18 protein-coding genes are annotated in these 17,271 nt (G+C 51.1%); 8 read left to right on the top strand and 10 right to left on the bottom strand.

Annotated elements, in window-relative coordinates; genetic code table 11:
* Positions 1-21: 21 nt before the first annotated feature.
* The gene (locus ACZ520_RS11700) at positions 22-669 is read left to right on the top strand and encodes an iron-containing redox enzyme family protein (RefSeq protein WP_088564873.1); all 648 of its coding nucleotides are present in this window, start codon (positions 22-24) and stop codon (positions 667-669) included.
* Between the two features lie 69 nt (positions 670-738).
* On the opposite strand, the gene ACZ520_RS11695 is transcribed toward ACZ520_RS11700, so the two are convergent.
* The 6 genes from ACZ520_RS11695 to mreC form a co-directional block, all read right to left on the bottom strand.
* A complete protein-coding gene (locus tag ACZ520_RS11695; RefSeq protein WP_374030576.1) occupies positions 739-1,299 on the bottom strand; it encodes a hypothetical protein in 561 nt (186 codons plus the stop codon).
* Positions 1,300-1,491: 192 nt separating this feature from the next.
* Positions 1,492-2,211, bottom strand: coding sequence for a lytic transglycosylase domain-containing protein (locus ACZ520_RS11690; protein WP_088564875.1), 720 nt, complete (start codon positions 2,209-2,211; stop codon positions 1,492-1,494).
* A gap of 307 nt (positions 2,212-2,518) precedes the next feature.
* A complete protein-coding gene (gene rodA, locus ACZ520_RS11685; protein WP_464125651.1) occupies positions 2,519-3,643 on the bottom strand; it encodes a rod shape-determining protein RodA in 1,125 nt (374 codons plus the stop codon).
* A 2-nt stretch (positions 3,644-3,645) separates the two neighbouring features.
* Positions 3,646-5,631: a penicillin-binding protein 2 gene (mrdA, locus tag ACZ520_RS11680; protein WP_088564877.1), complete on the bottom strand. Its 1,986-nt coding sequence runs from the start codon at positions 5,629-5,631 to the stop codon at positions 3,646-3,648.
* A complete protein-coding gene (locus tag ACZ520_RS11675; RefSeq protein ID WP_015091519.1) occupies positions 5,628-6,164 on the bottom strand; it encodes a hypothetical protein in 537 nt (178 codons plus the stop codon). The genes mrdA and ACZ520_RS11675 overlap by 4 nt, the downstream gene beginning before the upstream one ends.
* A complete protein-coding gene (mreC, locus tag ACZ520_RS11670; protein WP_464125648.1) occupies positions 6,161-7,183 on the bottom strand; it encodes a rod shape-determining protein MreC in 1,023 nt (340 codons plus the stop codon). The genes ACZ520_RS11675 and mreC overlap by 4 nt, the downstream gene beginning before the upstream one ends.
* Positions 7,184-7,386: 203 nt before the next feature.
* Between mreC and ACZ520_RS11665 the strand changes: the two genes are divergently transcribed.
* Entirely contained in the window at positions 7,387-8,427 is a 1,041-nt protein-coding gene (locus ACZ520_RS11665; RefSeq protein WP_088564879.1) for a SurA N-terminal domain-containing protein, read from the top strand.
* 131 nt (positions 8,428-8,558) lie between these two features.
* A complete protein-coding gene (locus ACZ520_RS11660) occupies positions 8,559-9,071 on the top strand; it encodes a hypothetical protein (RefSeq protein WP_374033034.1) in 513 nt (170 codons plus the stop codon).
* A gap of 1 nt (position 9,072) precedes the next feature.
* Here ACZ520_RS11660 and ACZ520_RS11655 read toward each other — a convergent pair whose 3' ends face one another.
* Positions 9,073-9,834 carry a type 2 periplasmic-binding domain-containing protein gene (locus ACZ520_RS11655; RefSeq protein WP_464125646.1) on the bottom strand — a complete coding sequence of 254 codons (762 nt, stop codon included), beginning with the start codon at positions 9,832-9,834 and terminating at the stop codon, positions 9,073-9,075.
* A 171-nt stretch (positions 9,835-10,005) separates the two neighbouring features.
* Here ACZ520_RS11655 and ACZ520_RS11650 point away from each other — a divergent pair, with 171 nt between their 5' ends.
* Positions 10,006-10,812, top strand: coding sequence for a substrate-binding periplasmic protein (locus tag ACZ520_RS11650; protein WP_374030569.1), 807 nt, complete (start codon positions 10,006-10,008; stop codon positions 10,810-10,812).
* A 139-nt stretch (positions 10,813-10,951) separates the two neighbouring features.
* The gene (locus tag ACZ520_RS11645; RefSeq protein WP_088564883.1) at positions 10,952-12,031 is read left to right on the top strand and encodes an endonuclease/exonuclease/phosphatase family protein; all 1,080 of its coding nucleotides are present in this window, start codon (positions 10,952-10,954) and stop codon (positions 12,029-12,031) included.
* Here ACZ520_RS11645 and ACZ520_RS11640 read toward each other — a convergent pair.
* From ACZ520_RS11640 to ACZ520_RS11630, 3 genes are read right to left on the bottom strand one after another with little or no spacing between them, the layout of a single operon-like run.
* Positions 12,028-12,744 carry a substrate-binding periplasmic protein gene (locus tag ACZ520_RS11640; RefSeq protein WP_374033413.1) on the bottom strand — a complete coding sequence of 239 codons (717 nt, stop codon included), beginning with the start codon at positions 12,742-12,744 and terminating at the stop codon, positions 12,028-12,030. The two genes, ACZ520_RS11645 and ACZ520_RS11640, sit on opposite strands and share 4 nt — an antisense overlap.
* 24 nt (positions 12,745-12,768) lie before the next feature.
* A complete protein-coding gene (locus tag ACZ520_RS11635; RefSeq protein ID WP_011164863.1) occupies positions 12,769-13,173 on the bottom strand; it encodes a cytidine deaminase in 405 nt (134 codons plus the stop codon).
* Positions 13,170-13,739, bottom strand: coding sequence for a Maf family protein (locus ACZ520_RS11630; protein ID WP_088564885.1), 570 nt, complete (start codon positions 13,737-13,739; stop codon positions 13,170-13,172). The genes ACZ520_RS11635 and ACZ520_RS11630 overlap by 4 nt, the downstream gene beginning before the upstream one ends.
* Positions 13,740-13,913: 174 nt before the next feature.
* On the opposite strand from ACZ520_RS11630, the gene folE2 reads away from it, so the two are divergent.
* From folE2 to ACZ520_RS11615, 3 genes are all read left to right on the top strand, one after another.
* On the top strand, positions 13,914-14,828 hold the full coding sequence (folE2, locus tag ACZ520_RS11625) for a GTP cyclohydrolase FolE2 (RefSeq protein ID WP_417868562.1): 915 nt from the start codon (positions 13,914-13,916) through the stop codon (positions 14,826-14,828).
* 97 nt (positions 14,829-14,925) lie between these two features.
* Positions 14,926-15,423, top strand: a complete 498-nt coding sequence (locus ACZ520_RS11620) for a Fur family transcriptional regulator (protein WP_088564887.1) — start codon at positions 14,926-14,928, stop codon at positions 15,421-15,423.
* Between the two features lie 456 nt (positions 15,424-15,879).
* A complete protein-coding gene (locus ACZ520_RS11615; protein WP_464125642.1) occupies positions 15,880-17,145 on the top strand; it encodes a hypothetical protein in 1,266 nt (421 codons plus the stop codon).
* Positions 17,146-17,271: the final 126 nt, after the last annotated feature.

Raw genomic sequence — 17,271 nt, 5'->3', positions numbered from 1 at the left:
TAAACCTGAAAAGAGAGACACATGCCTAACAATAAGAACGTTAACGATGAACTGATGACCCTTCTGAGTTCCTCCAAAAAGCAGATCGAAGCTTTTCCGTGGGAGGACAAAAATGCCTATTCTGCCTGGGTGTCGCAGACATTCTATTTTGCCCGTCACACCACGCGGCTGCTGGCGATGGCTGGTGCGCGCACACCATTTGGAGCGCCCGAGTTTCATAATCGCTTCCTGGCTCACTGTGCAGAGGAAAAAGGGCACGACAAGCTGCTGGTGAATGATCTGAAAACTCTGGGAAGCAAAATGGAAGAGTGGCCGGAGATGCCAGGCACCTGCGCCCTTTATCAGACCCAGTACTATTATATCGAACATCATTCGCCGATGGCTTTCTTTGGTTACATTCTGGGGCTGGAGGCGCTGGCGGCGCACTTTGGTGATTACATGAATAAACGCATTGAAAAGGCCTGGGGACCGAAAGCCGCACATTTCATCCGCGTGCATGCTGAAGAGGACGTGGGGCATACGGAAGAGGCTCTGAGCAAGATCGCCTCGTTGCCACCCGATGATCAGGTGGTGGTGATGCAGAACCTGCGGCAGACCTTGAGCTATTATGAACAGATGCTGAACGAATGCCGCGAGATATCCCGGGCGCGGGGGCGCAACGCCGCTTAAAGCGCGCAGAAAACAAAAAAGCCGGAGGAACACTCCGGCTTTTTTTATTAGAGAAGAGAGAAATCAGAACTATTTGAAGCGAGCGGCAACCACGTCACAGATATTACCCTGCATCAGGGAAGCGCCACGATAGATTGTCGCATCCAGAACTGTCGGGTCCTTCAGTGTCTGCTGACGAAGAGCTTCGCAGTCGGATTCGTAGTTTTTGCAGATGCCACCGCTGTTTTCGTTTTCACAAACCCAGTAGAGGCTCTTTACTTTTTCGCCCACGATTTTCACATCCGCGATTTCAGAGTGAAGCTCGATAGAGCATCTGATTTTGGCGTGACCATTCTGATCCAGATCGCCGGCAACCCAACTGAAGGTGAAGTTTTTGTATTTAAGGTCAATCGCGCGCTGGGAGCCGATCACACGCTGGCGCTGTTCCAGATTATCGAAGAACTTCTCACAACGGGAACCCAACTCATCAACAGTGCCTTTGCGGGACCACTGCAAAACGCGTTTAGAGGGCTTTCCAGCGATGCAGGACGTGCCTTCCTCGTTACAGCCAATGCCAGTGTAATAAGGGGCTGCTTGGCCAATACTGCTTAATAGGAACAGGGCCACCAGGGCCGTCAGACTCTTTTTCATATGGTTTTCTCCTGATGGGAGGAAACCTTGCGATAAGTGTTCCAATGCGAGAAACCATTAAATAGTGGTAGAAGCCGGTGGGCTGTCAGAAACGCAAAAAAGGGGACAATCTTTGGCAACCTTAGCAGCCTATGGATTGAACCCCTGGTGAGGCGCTCGCTGTTCGAATTTGCGAGCGGGAACAGGATTGTCTTACAGAGCAGCCACGGTGTGTGGATTCTTGGAATTGATGTTGGAATAAAGAACGCTGTAGTTCTTCATTACTCGTGAGTTGTACTCTGCCGGTTTCACGTTTTTAGCCAGCAGACGGCGCACATTTGTTGGACCCATGTTATAGGCACTGACATACTTCATCGCCTTCTTGTCGAACTTCGCACGCAGATAGTTCATGTAAGCCATGCCGATCTTGATGTTCGCAGACGGGCTTTGCAAAGTCTTTTTACCGTTGAAAGGCAGGTCAAATTTTTTCGCGATCCATTCCGCCGTGTCGGGTTTGATTTGCATCAGACCAATTTCGCCGTGACGGCCGACAACCAGGGGATTGAATTTGGATTCCGTCTTGATCACCGCAAGAACAAACACCGGATCCATACCGTATTTGGCGCTTTCAGAAATCACCGTGCGGGCAATGGCGCGTGCCTGGCCTTTGAACTTTGCCGGCAGGTGAGTTTGCACTTTGGAAAGAATGGCTTCGTTCAAAGCCTTTTGGCCTTCGATTTTCTGGGCGTCACTGCCTTTATAGCCGCCACCCAGCAGTTCTTTCGCGTGAGAAACACGTGAAGCTTCGTTCACGCTTTCCATCGCTGGCACCTCAGGGCGCTGCCACTGGGTGAAAGAGAAGTTGTTAAATAGAACCGACGTGAGCGATGCGGTGACAAAGGCGATTCCGATTTTGAGATGTTTCGTTTTCATATCCGCGTCCTCCTGTTACAGAGGTATAGTTCAAGGGCCATGCCGAGTGGCCAGGTGTGCGGAATCTTTCAGGTCTTGCTTTGAAGCACCTTTTAAACGGAATCAATTGAGTCTGGCAAAGGGGGGTGTCAATCAAAGTATGAACACTGTCTGATTAGTGGTTAGTCGATCTGGGATAAATTCTGAGAATGAGACAGTCACTGAGAGACAGGGCCGGGCTGTGCCCGGATTCAGGGGAATCATCAAAATAAAAAAAAGCTCTGAAGGGGTGCTTCAGAGCTTTTTTGTTTCTTTGATTTTGGAATTTCTAGAACAGATATCTGCGGTAGGCGACGCTGGAAACCAATCCCAAGCCTGCCATGGTGGTCAGCATGCTGGAACCACCGTAGGACAGCAGTGGTAAAGGAACCCCTACGATCGGCAGCAGTCCAATCACCATTCCGATGTTCACAAACATGTGCCAGAAGATGTAACAAAGGACTCCCACGGTTAACAACGCTCCGAATTTGTCGCGGGCGTTCGAAGCGATACGTATTCCGGTGATGAACAGGAAGCAGAACAAACCCACCACTGCGATGGAGCCCACGAACCCGTGTTCTTCGCTAAGAACAGAATAAATAAAGTCCGTGTGACGTTCCGGCAGGAACTCCAGTTGGGACTGGGTGCCCTTCATAAAGCCTTTTCCGAAGAAGCGGCCGGAACCCACGGCGATTTTTGACTGGATGCTGTTGTAACCGGTGCCGCGCGGGTCACTGGTCGGGGACAGGAACGTCAAAACGCGGTTTTTCTGATAATCATGCAAAACGAATTTCCAGGCGATCGGAATCGCGATGATTCCCAGGGCGATGATCGTTGCCAGAATGGTTTTGCGGATTTTTGCAAAGATCAGCATGGATCCGCCGATCGCGGCCAGCATCATCGCGGTTCCCAAGTCCGGCTGCTCAACAACCAGACCAAACGGAATCAGAAGGGCTGTCAAAGGCAACGCCAGTTCCTTCAGGCCCATGCCTGAGCCGTGGGTGCTGCGAGTGGAAAGGATCTTGGCCATCAGCATGATTAACGCCAGTTTCATGGTTTCAGAAGGCTGATAACGGAAGAAACCCAAATCAATCCAGCGCTGCGCCCCCAAGGCGACCTTACCGAAGAAGGTCACATACAAAATCGCGCCCAGATTCAGGACATAAGCAATCAGGGCAATTCTGGTGACGATGGAATAATCAACAATGGTCACAACCAAAAAAACCGTCCAGCCCACGATCAACCACATGATCTGGGAAATGAACAGGGATGCCACGTCCTGAGTGGTCGGGCCGTGGGTCGCACTCCAAAGATTGATCAGGCCGATCACATTCAGGGCCAGGATCACGATGATCAGATTGATGTCTAATTTTTTGAAGAGGGTTCTTTCTTCAACATGCAAAGAGGTAAACACTCTTATTCTCCTTCAACTTCCGGTCCGGCGGCCGGTGCTTGCGCACGTTTTCCACCGGTGGCTTTCAACGCCGCTTCGATCACTTCAGGGTGATATTTCATGAAATAAGCTTCAACAATGTCGCGAACAATCGGGGCCGCACCGGAGCTTCCGTGGCACGAGTGTTCTGCCAAAGCGGCGATGGTGATTTCCGGATTGTCTGCCGGAGCAAACGCAATGAACCAACCATGGTGACGCATGTGAATCGGACGGCTTTCGCACTTCGCATAGATCTGATCCGCCGAGAAGCCCATAACCTGTGCTGTCCCGGTTTTACCGGCCATTTGCACGCCCGGAACCTTGTAGCGCTTCGCAGTTCCGCGCTCGCCATTGGCCACACGGCGCATGCCCTCTTTGACGGTTTTAAACGTTTCTGCAGAGATCTTCACACCATTAGGCTGAGTCTGTTGCAGATCACGAACCACCTGAGGGAAGTTTTCGCGCAGGACTTTTCCGTCCTGGTCGATGATCTTGCGAAGCAGGAACGGTTTTACAACTTTACCCTCGGTGCCGATCGCATTGTAGGCAATCGCCATGGAAAGCGGAGTTACGTTCACGAAACCCTGACCGATCGCTGTGGAAAGGTTTTCCCCCGGCTGCCATTCTTCGCCGACAGTGGATTTTTTCCAAGCCGAGTTTGGCATGGTTCCGGAAACCTCACGCGCCAGCTCGATACCGGTTTTCTGACCGATGCCCAGCAGACTGATATAGTCGAACATTTTATCAACGCCCAACGCGATACCCATCTTATAGAAGAACACGTTGGAGGATCGTTCCAAAGCTTCAAACACCGTGATGTTACCGTGACCGCCTTTTAAGTGGTCATGATAAGGACGACGGCCGAAGTAGAACACACCCGGAGCTGACACAATTGTGGTCGGAGTGATCACTTTTTCCTGCAAAGCGGGAACTGCCACCAAAGGTTTGAAAGTCGAACCCGGAGCATTGTGATCCTGGATAACTTTGTTACGCAGAGGTTTGAACGGATCGTTGATCAGTTTGGACCACGTCTGCGCGGAAATACCGGTGGAAAACTCATTCGGATCAAAGGACGGGGTGCTGACCCAGGCCAGGATTTCACCGTTGGTTCGCATTGCCACAACCGCACCAATGCGGTTTAAGCTCATGAAGGACTTAAAGGCGGCTTCCTGGATATCACGGTCAATCGTCAGAATTGCGTTGTTCCCGTGGACCGGGATCATGTCCTTGATCTGCTCACCGTAAATGTTTGGTGTCTGAGTCACCGTTTCCCGCCCGTGGGCGTCGACCTGGATGAAGCTGACACCGTCAGAACCACGGATGTCTCTTTCCAGGGTTTCTTCCAGACCTGATTTACCGATGATGTCACCCTGGTCAAACTTCAGTGCGCCTTTGTACAGGTCATTCAGTACCGGTAACTGACGCTTGGAAATCTCTCCGACGTAACCAAACAGTTGTGCGCCGTTGTCACGCAATGGATAGAAGCGCACGATGGATTCGCGGATCTCAAGGCCCGGAGTGTCCAGACGCATGCGTTTCAGACGGAAGACTTCTTCGCGGCTCAGGTTTTCTTTCAGACGGATCTGTGCAAACGGACCGTTTTGGCGGCGGCTTTTCTGAACCTTCAGAACCACTTTTTCCGGTTCCATGCCCAGAACCGGGCCGACAGTTTTTGCCAGCTCATCAAGGCTTTCGATGTACTGCGGGGACAGGATGGCCTCAAAGCCCGGCAGATTTTCCACCAGCACTTTGCCATCACGATCCAGCATCAGACCGCGCGGAGCGGTGATTTTGTTTTGTTTGATACGGTTTTTTTCCGAGAACTCGCGCAGCTCATTACCAGAAATGATCTGCAGATACCACAGACGCATCGTGAAGATGGTCAGGGCAAAGCCGATGGCGATATAAAAGATCTTGTACCGGCCCAGGTACTCTTTTGCCTCGTCCGGATTACTGACGTATGTACTCATAGCTCCAATCCTCCGGGCTCATGAACCAGCTCGTCCTGAGTGACCTTGTCGATCTTGGCCAGCAGCCAGTACATCGGGAATGCAAAGGAGGGAGTCAGGATGATTTGTACAAGGCGATCGACAATCTCAAAGCTCGCAGGGTTTTTCTCCAGCACCATGGATCCAAAGAAATAGATCAGGTGATAGGCCACGGCAGAGAATGCACACATAATCGTATAATATCCTGAGCCGGACCAAAAGACGCGACTCTTGATAGTATAGACCAAGGTAAAGAGAATAATGAGGCTGATCCACATCATCTTCAGCGGCATCGCGGTGAATGTGAGCAAAATGAAGCCCATGGCGTAAATCGTGAAGATGGCCGGGAACGGTTTACGATAAAGGATCATATATACAACCAGATTCAGCCACAGCAGCGGGGAAGGAACATTCCCGAAAAGCTGGAACCAGAAGGTTGTCTGGAATCCCGCCAGCAGCATCAGCACTGCCAGGAAAACCAGGAAATTCAAAAGGGCATTCCAGCGGATTTTCACTGTCTGTTCTCCTGAGGTTTAGGAGTCGCCGCCGGCTTGGCTGCCGGAGTTGCCGCTGGCTTCACAGCCGGAGTCGCGGCTGGCGTCGCAGCAGGAGCCACAGTCGCTGCCGGAGGCGTTGCGGGCGCAGCGCCTTCCGCCGTGGTTTCGGTTGTCGCAGTTGCAGATGCAGGCGCGAACTTGTCGCCGAAATCCTCATTGTTACCCTGAAGCACGACAAAGACCTCTTCCACTTTGTAAGGGTCCACCACCGGGCGCAGGTCGACTTTCAAGGATACGCTGAAAGTTTTCTTTTCCACGGAATCGACTACGGCCACCGGGAACCCTTTCGGGAAGATGTTGTCAAGGCCGCCGGTCACAACCAGGTCGCCTTCCTGAACGTCTTCTGTTCTTTCCACGTATTTCAGTTGCAGAGTGCTGCTGTACTGGGATTTACCCTCGACAATCCCGTGGGCACGGGTTCTTTGCACGATACCATCCACCACCGCATAGCGGTCGGTGATCAGCATCACATGCGAAGTGAAGGTGTCCGGCTTGAAGATGTAACCCAGAACCCCGCCAGTGGTGATCACCGCCTGGCCGGCTTTCAGGCCGTCTTGAGTTCCTTTGTTGATAGTGATGGTGTTGTGGTCAATCACCAGATCACGACCGATGACTTGTGCTGCCATCAGGGACATTTTGGTTTGTTCTTTGAACGTCAAAAGACCGCGCAGGCGGTCGTTTTCAATCAGCAACTCGTTCATTTTTTCCAGGCGCGCCTGAAGTTCATTGTTGGTGCTGGTCAGTTGTTCGCTGTGCTTCTTAATGTTGATAAGATCAAGATACATGGCGGTGGTGCCTTTGACGCCGGAACTGAAGCCATAGAAGGATTCAGAAACCGCGCTGCCCAGAAGGCTGAAGGGTTTTGCCAGCCAGTTGGACTCTTGCGGGCGCTGCTGCATGTTGATGGAAATCAGTGGCAGAGCCAGGACAATCCCGATCATCACAAGTTTCTTGAGATCAAAGTTGAAGAAATTCAAAGTCGTTCCTCTTTTTAAATACCATCTTTAAAACCAGCAAAGAGCATCGCGTCGTTTTCTGCGGACTGTGGCTTTGCTGTATTAATATTTCTCAACGCTAGTAAAAACCGCTAAGGAATACAACAATTTCCCCTTGAATATTTATAAAATTCGTAAGGTAATGAAGCGGTTTGTTTGATAGCTTGATTAAGGAAGGAAAAGTTATGAGCGATAATATGGCAGAAAAGATGAAGCGAGGAATCAACGCGAAGAGCGTGACGGCGATGGTTATTTTCGGTGCCATCATTATGGTTTTCGTCTTCTTCGGGATGCCCGAAAGAATGGGTGCGGGCGTTGGCTCCGTGGCTCGCGTGAACAACACTCTGATTTCTCTGGCGGACTTCCAAAATGAAGAAAACCGCATCCAGCAGTACTACCAAAACCTGTTCGGAACCCAGATGGACTTTAGCTCTCAGCGTCAACTTCTGCGCCAGCAAGCGCTGGAGAATCTGGTGCGCATGGAACTTGTGTCCCAGGCTGCTCAAAAGAACGGCATTTTGGCGACAGACGCGGAAGTTCGCGACTATATCGTGAAAGACATCCCGTTCCTTCAGCAAAACGGCATGTTCCAGAAAGAATACTACATGCGTTTTATCGAGCAAACGCGCACCACTCCGGCTAACTTTGAAGATAGAATCCGTAAAGACATCTCCAACGTTCGCACTCGTGCTTTGTTCGAACTGGCGACTCAACCAACAGCGGTGGAACTGAAAAAGATCCAGGATCTGCGCGCGGCAAAGATCAATGTTCTTTTTGTGAAAATCGACTCTGAAGCGGCGACTAAGGCTATGACCAAGGAAAAAGCCGACGCAGCTATCAAAGCTTTGGATGAGGCTTTGGTAAAAGGCGACGAAGCCGCAGTTAACGCACAACTGAAAGAGCTGAAAGCGACTTGGGAAGAAACCGGTTTGGTTGAACTGGGTTCTGAGACTTTCCCGAAAATCACCAGCTCAGTGGCTACGGAAGCGGTCTTTGAGCTGAGCAAAACAGAGCCTTTGTTGAAGCGCCTGGTTCGTGACGGCAACAGCAAATACGTTTTGAAACTGAAAGAAAGCAAAATTGAAGAAGTCAAAACCGCTCTGGAGCCAATGTCTGCAGAGATGATGCAAAAACGCCGTGGCGACGGCATGTTTGAAGCATGGATCAATATGTTCCGTTCCAAGTCCCACGTGACTATGAACACTCAAGTTCTGCAGTTGAACTAATGCTTCAATTTGTCAGAGAGATTCCCATTCGAATCACGTTAAAAGGAGCCCTGTCATCACGACGGGGTTTTCTTTTTCATCTGGCTGCCGGGTTTTCCCCGAAGAGCGGACGCATTGATCCCTTGTCCGGGATGAGTGTGAACCTGATGGACGTGGATCAGTGGCTGGGGGCTTTGAAGGCCGAGCTGGAGAGGGATTTGTTCGTTTCCAAAAGCGCCAGCTTGAATCACGCTTTGGCGGAAGTGATGGCGGTGGCTCGCCTGAAGCTTGCGGAAAATGCCGAGGCGGCAGACGCAGTGCTAACCAGCCTGACATTCCGTGAAGAGCGAGGCTGGAGTTTCCAGTGGAACTCGCAGCAATCCCCGGAACAGCAGCGTTTCGTTTATTCCCATTTCTTGGAACTGGTGCCTCAAGGGCAGGGCAGTCAGCTTCTGCGCCTTGATTTTGTCTGGTGCCGGGTCTTTGACTGCGAAGCAGACTATCAGCACGAAGGCTTCCGTCTGTTGAAGGGCCTGTCGTTGTCGGGGCTGGAGGATGTTCTGGCTCAGGCAGCGTCCCTGAAAGGCCATAAACTTTCCTCCGGCAGCAGTCTTGAATCCATCCGTGTCAATGTGTTGGCGGAAGGCGTTTGTCTGAGCGTTTAAGTTAATCAGTTAAGTGAGTTTTAAAATAGAGTTCCACCAGACGGTGGAACTCTTCTTTTTGAATAAGTCGGTTGAAAGTCTCAAGGTGTTCTTTGCCCTTGCCGCTGTTTTTGAAGGCGACGCCGTATTCATCCATGCGAATGATTTTGCCATTCATCTGAAGTTGATTCTGATAGGGGCGAAGGTTGGGGCTGCTTTTCATTAGATATTCAAACATGGTGGCGTCGATAAACGCCAGGTCCACACGTTTCTTGGCAAGTTTCAGCAAATTCTGCTCATCGCTGGAAACATTTTCGATATGGAACTTTTTCTTTTTCTGGGCTGGCACCAGGACTCGGGACAATTCATAACCCATCACATTGCCGATCTTATAGGGCAAAAGATCCTCGGGTTGATTCCAGATGATGGGCTTGTCTTTGCGTTCAGCAAAGCCCCAAGGGGTGACGTACATGATTTTGGAAAGCACATAGCCGGAAGCGATGTTTTCCTGGGCGGCGGGAAAAAATCCGGACACGTCGTCTTTCTGCAGAGCCTGAATTTTAGCCCGCAGGTAAGGGGTGAAAGTGACCTTCAGGTCATAGCCGTTCTTTTTATAGATCTGGCGAAGGGCATAGACCGCCGCACCTTGTTCCGGCAGAGAGTTGCTCATAAAGGGTGGCGCTTCCATGGTGAGCAGATGAATGACTGTGCCGGCTTTGGCAGCAAGACTTTGCTGTGACCATGCACAAGCAGTTAAAAGTAAAAACAGAACCTTGTGAACCAATGCGACCTCAGTAAGCTCCTGTTGTAAGAGATGCGGGCTCAGAAGACCAATTACCAAAACGCAATAGGAACAATCCTCATAGTTAATGATTTATTTTCCGGTGTTGGGGTTTTAGCGCATCATTGCTGTGCCTTAATGAAAATCAGTGGGAAAGAAACCGATAATAAAGGCATGAGATGGATCGTTCTGGCAGCTCTTTTGATGACCCCTCCAGCCTGGTCTAAAACTGTGAAGCTGAGCACAGATGACGGCTATGCACCCTATACCGGACAGAAGCTGTCACGGGGTGGTATGGTGACAGAGATTGTGCAGGAAGTGGTTTCCGGCATGGGGCATTCGATGGATCTGACCTGGTTGCCGTGGCGGCGCGGTTTTGAAAAGGCCCGACAGGCGCAGTTCGATGGCCTGTTTCCCTATTTGAAAACGAATGATCGTGAAAAAGAATTCCTTTTTTCTGAACCTCTTTATGAGGTCCGCAATACGGTGTTCACCGCAAAAGGGGAAAGCGGTTTCTATTCCAGTCTGGAAAGTCTGCACGGAAAAACCTACTGCCTGCCCCTGGGATGGGTTCCGGCGACTCCTGAACTGGCGGAGATGGTTCAGAAAAAACACGTGAAAGTGTTTGAAGCCTTAAACACTGCGACCTGTGCAAAGATGGTCAACAGTGGGCGGGCAGATTTCTTTGTCACCGATGATGCTCAAGGTGAAGCGGCTTTGCGGGAAACCGGGCTTGTTGAAAAAGTCAGCTTGATTCCGCATCTGCTGCCGAAAACGCAGTTGTATTTTATTGTCAGTCGCAGTCATCCAAACGGCGTGGAGTTGGTGAAGAAGTTCAACCAGTCCTTAAGCGATCTGAAAAAGTCCGGAACCTATGAGAAGATTGTTCTGCGCCATCTTCGCAGCGAAGGGGCTGCCACCGGAGAGTTCCCCCGCAACAGTAAAAAAAATCCTGTGAAAAAGTCCTATTCCGCGCTTTAATGCCGCACTCGGGTTCAGTGTCGATATCTTTGACAGTCCGGGGGCTGCGGCCTTCAATATAAAGCTTCCTCGGCTTTGCACGACTCTTGAAATATCAGTTCCCGGATGCCCTGAATTTTTAGGCGGCGAGGACTTCTTTATGAAACTTAAAGCATGGCTATTGGGTGGTGCTCTTCTGATGTCGGCTCAGGCCTTTGCCGAGCAGTATTGGGTTCCTGACAATCGACCGCCAAGATTCTGCCTGCAGAATTTCAATGCCTATGGTCCGGTGTACGCCAAGGGCATCGAAGAGCGCACGGGGCGCATGACGGCTCTTTTACAGGGCATTCCCAAGTGTGACGTGGTCCACTTGCAGGAAGTCTGGAATGATTCGCAAATCAATCAAATCGAAAATGACCTGAAAAGACAATACAGCATCAGTGCACCCAATAAAACCGAACGTATCGGGGTGATGTCTTTGTTTATGGGTGATGTGAAGGGCACGGAAACCCACTCTTTTGCGGTGAACAATGAAGGCGGTGTGCTGGATACGGTCCGTGAGGCCTTGAATGTGAAAAAAGCCTTCCACGTTGTTAAATCCGGATTCTTCGGTATCGACGAGGACTTTTATTTTATCAACACCCATTTGCACCCGACATCCGAAGCCGTGCGCCTGACCCAGGTTCTGGATCTGTTGCGCTGGCGCATGGAACATCAGGATCTGAAGATGCTTTTGTCTGGTGATTTTAACGCCAATGTCGACAGTGTTGAGCGCGGTTTTGTGATGGCGACTCTGGCCACGCGTGATGCGATGGAAGACGCCATGGGTGGATACCCTAAAAAAGGCTATTGCACTTACTGTGCAAGAAACCCGCTGGGCTGGCTGTTCAGTGATCAGGTTTTTGACTACATCTTCTATTCTAATGTTGGCGCTTCAGGCACGACCCTTCAGGTTGTGGACGGGCAGGTGAATATGCAGGGGACACCACGTCGTCCCTTGTCGGATCACTATGGTGTGCGGGTGCAGTTCTCGGTGGATCCGAAAACCTCTGAAACCAATGCGCTGGGGCTGGAGCTTCGCCGTTCCTATGCTTTGGATAACTTTGCCAAGGCTGAAAAAATCCTGGCGGCGGCCAAAGAGCCCGAGTTCAAGCCTTATCTTCAGGCTTTGCGCAAAATGACAGAACAACTGCAGGCCAAGTCGGGCGCGTTCTGGAATTACTTCTCAAGTTTCCGTTAATTCAAGGCGGACTTTGCCGGTGGCAGTTTCGAAATGCGCGCATTGATCTTGTCCAGATCGCGCGCCAGCTTGGATTTGTGTGAAATTCCAAAAACTCCGAATTCTTCAACAATAGGCGGACCAATGCGTTTGAAGGTCTTCAGCGGAATGCCTTCGCTTTTGGCGTAAAATTCCAGAACTTGAGTGTTGCAGATAAACAGGCTGATATCGCCGGACAAAAGCTTGCGCATGCCCTGAATCACGTCCTGCACTTCGACTTTTTTCGCCAGAGGGGATTTCAAGTAACTTCCGAAGGGCTCGGCGTATTCATAACCCAGAACATACCCCAGATTGTGATTGCGCAGTTCTTCTGTGGTCTTCCAGTTCAGTTGACTCAGGTACTGGCTGGAGGCCAGGGTCCATACGGCCTCTTCGGACGGAAAGACCTTCTTGGTGAACAGCAGATAGTCCTTTTTGGGATCGATTTGCATCGGACCGATGATGTCAACGCTGCCTTGTTCGGCGGCTTTCAGCGCGCGCTTCCAGGGAATAATGCGGATCTCGAGGTCTTTGCGGGGAATTTCCAGAATTTTTTCCAGGGCATCCACAGCCGTGCCCTTGGCTTCGCCATTTTGTTCATAGATGAACGGCGGATAGGGATCTGAGGCAAAGATGATTTTCTTAGCCTCAGCCCAGGGGGAAAAAAGAAATAAAACCAGCAGTAAAAACGGCATTGGATTTCCCTTTTCCCTGATTGTCTAATCCAAATGCTTTGGAGTAAAGGCTTCGGGGAAGATTTCCGGGAACTGGAAGGTCTTGATTTTACCCTGCAGGTTCGCGGTGTGAATCACGGTGTGTTCGTTGGCAAACTCTGCAATCACCTGACGGCAGAATCCGCACGGTGGCCATGGTTTTTCAGCATCGCTGACAACCAGCACTTCCTTGATCAGTTTTTGTGCGCCTTCGCTGACCGCTTTAAAGATCGCCACGCGTTCCGCACACACGGTGCCGCCGTAAGAGGCATTTTCAACATTACAGCCATTGAAAATCTGTCCGTCGCTCATCAGCACCGCCGCCCCAATCAGGGCGTCGGAATAAGGGGCATGGGCTTTTTTCTGGGCCTTGCAGGCGGCTTCAAATAGTTTTTTCTGTGTATCGTTCATAGGTTTGCATTCTCTAATATTTTGCCAAGCTCGATCAAGGGCAATCCTTGAATCGCGGTGAAATCCTGGCTTTCAATTTTATCAAACAGCATGATGCCGTGTTTTTCAATTTTGTAGCTGCCAGCGCAATCAATCGGATTGTCCAGTTGCACATAACGTTCGATCTGGGCGCGGGTCATTTTCTTCATGTGCATGCGGGTGATATCGGTATAGGCGATTTTCTTGTCGCCGTCATAAACGCAGATCGCGGTGATCAGATCATGAGTTTTTCCCTGCATGGACATCAGTTGCTCGACAGCGCGTTCCGCCGTGTGGGCCTTGCCGATAATGCGGCCTTCGAAGGACACCAGTTGGTCGCCACCGATGACGACTTTGCCGGCGGCTTTCAGGCTGGCCGCTTTGAGGTCCGCCAGTTTTTCCGCCAGAGCCTGCGGCGCCAGGGCCGGGTCTTTCTCTTTTTCTTCGTCAATCAAAGGCGCTTGGGCCGAATAGCTGTAAGCCAATCGAGAAAGAAGCTCTTGGCGGTACTTCGAGGTGCTTGCGAGGATCAGTTGCTTTTGTGACATAGGGGCCCAATATATCGCTTCTTATCGAGGGCGCCACCCATATTAAGGCTCTGTCTTGCGGTGCTTCAAAGGCTTCGGGGCAGTACCTGTCTGAAAAAGCTTCGCTGGGTGGGAAAAGTGAGAGCCATTTACAGGAAATTGCGATAAGACCAGCGGTGAATTGGATATAAATTTATGACGAAACAATCTCTTCCTGACGTAGCCAAAGAAACCCACTCTGAACGTTTTGCCCCGATCGACTGGGTCGGTATGGGCTCTATCGAACTGCCGGTGATGTTGAAGCAGGCTGATGGGGTTTATCGCATTCCCGCACGCGTGGATGCGAAAGTCAGTCTTGATAAAAAACCGTCCCGTGGCATCCACATGTCGCGCCTGTATCTTTTGTCTCAGGAGCTTCTGACCAAGTCGGAACTGTCCCTGGGGCTGCTGGGCAATGTGACCACAGAATTCCTGCGCACTCACGAAGACCTTTCCACCAAAGCTCTGGTGCAGGTGCAGTTTGAAGCTCCTCTGGTGCGCAAGGCTTTGAAAAGCAACAACCAGGCTTGGCGCTCTTATCCGGTGATCACTTCGGCCTTCAATGAAGAAGGGCAGATCAGCTACTTCGTTGAGGTTGTGGTGACTTACTCCAGCACCTGCCCGGCGTCGGCGGCGTTGTCCCGTCAGTTGATTCAGGATGGCTTTAAACAGAATTTTTCCTCTGACAAACCGCTGGATTTCGATGTGGTTCATTCCTGGCTGGGAACTCCGCAGGGGATCGTGGCGACTCCGCACGCCCAGCGCAGTTTTGCCCGTGTGAAAGCGGAAGTGGGGGCGAACTACAACTATGGCGATCTGATCGACATTGTTGAAGAAGCTTTGCAGACGGCTGTTCAGGGCGCAGTTAAACGCGAGGACGAGCAGGAGTTCGCTCTGCGCAACGGCCAGAACCTGATGTTCTGTGAAGACGCTGCCCGCCGTGTGAAGGAAGCTTTGGACGCCAAGGTGGATGTTTTGGACTACGTGGCTGAATTCAGCCATGTCGAGAGTCTGCACCCTCACAATGCCGTTTCTCATATTTCTAAAGGCTTGAAACTACGCAGTTTTTAGCCGTCCAGTGTCAGCTTACTGGAAACCAAATGAAAATGATTCTTAATAAATTGGACATCTTCGGGGCCTTCACCTATAACGAAGCCCTGAGGTGACCATGGGTAAAGACACAGTTCCATTTCTTCCAAGACAGCATGATGACGACATCGTCGTTCACGCCGATCAGTTCGACGAAGCTGAATTGAAGCGCATCATCCGTGCCTTGAACCTGAAAGTCACCAGTCAGCGTATGGCGATCTTAAAGGCCCTGCATGAAGGCCGTCGTCACGTCACCGCTCAAGAGCTTTACGAAAAACTGAATAAAGAACATCCGGACATTGGCTTTGCCACGGTTTACCGTTTCCTAAGAACCCTGACCGAAGGCACTTTCGTGACGGAAGTCCGCATGGGTGGCCTGCCAGCTCGTTACGAGTTGACCCCGAAAGGTCACCACGATCACTTGACGTGTGTGAAGTGCGGGAAGATCTGCGAGTTCGAGAACAAAGCCATCGAAGGACTGCAAGAGAAGGTGGCGAATCAGTTTGGATTTAAGCTGACCCATCACATCCTGGAGCTGTACGGGATCTGCCCCTCCTGCCAAGCCAAGAATCTTTAAGAAACGGCCGTTGAAAAAGGCCCATCTTCTTCGTTGGAGATCGGCCTTCTCGCTCCGACGTGCTCGGAGCACGCCTGCGCTGCGAGGGCCGACCTCCGCCTCGAATCTGGACCTTTTTGAACGACCTCTATAGTTGGGGATTGGCTGCGCTTCGCGGGCCGCCCGGACGGGGCTCGGCTGTGCCATCGCGTTTTTAAAAGGTGCCTGGTGACTTTTTACATCTACACTGCGTTATTGGGTGGGGGCTCAGTTTCGCCTGTCGTTGTGGGATTTTGGTCGGGGTCGGGACGTTCAAAAAGGTTCAGCGGCGAGGCGGAGGGTCTCAGCTGTAGCAGAAGCGTACTTAATGTGCGCTGGAGTGGAAGATGAGGCTCGACAACGAAGACGATGGGCCTTTTTCAACGTCCTGTTAAGTCTTGTTTTGGAACGGCCGATAACTTCTTTATGAAGTTGGCTATGAAACGGTGGGGAGTATTCCTGCTGATTCCTCTTATTTTGGGTGTGAGCAGTGGCGGGGTTGTTGAGCTCGAGGGCTACTTTAATGCTCGTTATTCGGCTAACTTTTTGAAATCCACTCGTAACGTCAAATTTGTCATGCCTCCGGGGACTCGGGGGAAAATTGAAGAAACAAAACAGTTTGCTTCGGGTAACTACGGTCTGAAAGTCGAAGTTCTTTCCGGGAAGCATAAGGGCGAGAAGGTTTGGGTTTATTATAAGCCTTCGGATCCGGGGATGAAACTTTTTGAAAATACCGAGGCGGCCGGCGAGGCTTTGGCTTCGGCGGATGTTGAAAAGGCCAAGTCGGCTGAGACGACTCGCAAGACTGAGGCTTTACGGGTTCCTGCGGCGGCGGAAAAAGCGGAAGAAAAGCAGGTTGTTCAAGAACTGAACCAGCAGATTCGTGATGCCAATAAAAAAGTTCAAGAGACCAAGCCTTGTGATGGCTGTGAAGTGACCAAGGAACAAGCTCGCGATACGGTGCCGAATGACTCTGCGAAGGTTGTAAGCACTTTTGCACCACGGTCTTCTTCCGATGCGCCGGTGTTGCGTTCTCCGACTCGGACGGTGAATCCATTTGGGATTCGTCCAACGCGCTGTCGAACTCTTGGGACCTATGACAGTTGTGTTTTTGAAGGGGACAGCTCCGAGGGGAAATTCAAACTTAGAAACATGGGCCCTAATAAAATTGTTTCCAAGGGAGAGTACCGCATTCGCGAATGGTCTTTCGAATACGAAGCCGGAGCCCGTCAGGATATTGGAATCAGCATCAGTGATTCTCCCAATGCGACAGTCAGCCATACGCAGGAAAGTTACATCATGCTGTTCCCGCGTAAAACTCTGCCGCACATCCGCGTGGAAGGGAACCGTCAGATCGTGACCCTGCCAACCGGGGAAACCGTGACTTATAATGCTCAAACCCGTGAAGTCATCGGTGGCGCCTTTTCTGAAGACGGTCCGATGACTGGCGGAGGTAAAATTTTGGCGCCTGCCAAAGTGTCCTACCGTGGTAACGGAGTTATGGTCCGGGTCGATCGTCGGGGTGAAGAACCTCGTCTGCTGGCAAACGGCACGGCGACGGTGACCAAACAAGGCAAATCCTGCAAAGTCCCTGTGCGCGATCTGTGGCCGAATCAGGCTCAGAACTCTCCCGTGCACTTTAAGTATTTCTCGGACTCCGACTTTGACTCTTATTTAAAACGAAAATGCGGCTTCGGCCTTTAATCGGCTGCTGAAAAGGGCCCATCTGACTGCGTTGTCAGGCCTTTCGCTTCACTGCGACGTGCTCCGTCTTGCCTATGGACCCTTTTGACCAGCTTGGCTTGTTCTTTTTCGGCTTTCTTTCTGCGA

The organism is Bdellovibrio sp. BIS2 (assembly GCF_055398295.1).
This window is presented reverse-complemented; position numbering and strand designations above follow the sequence as displayed.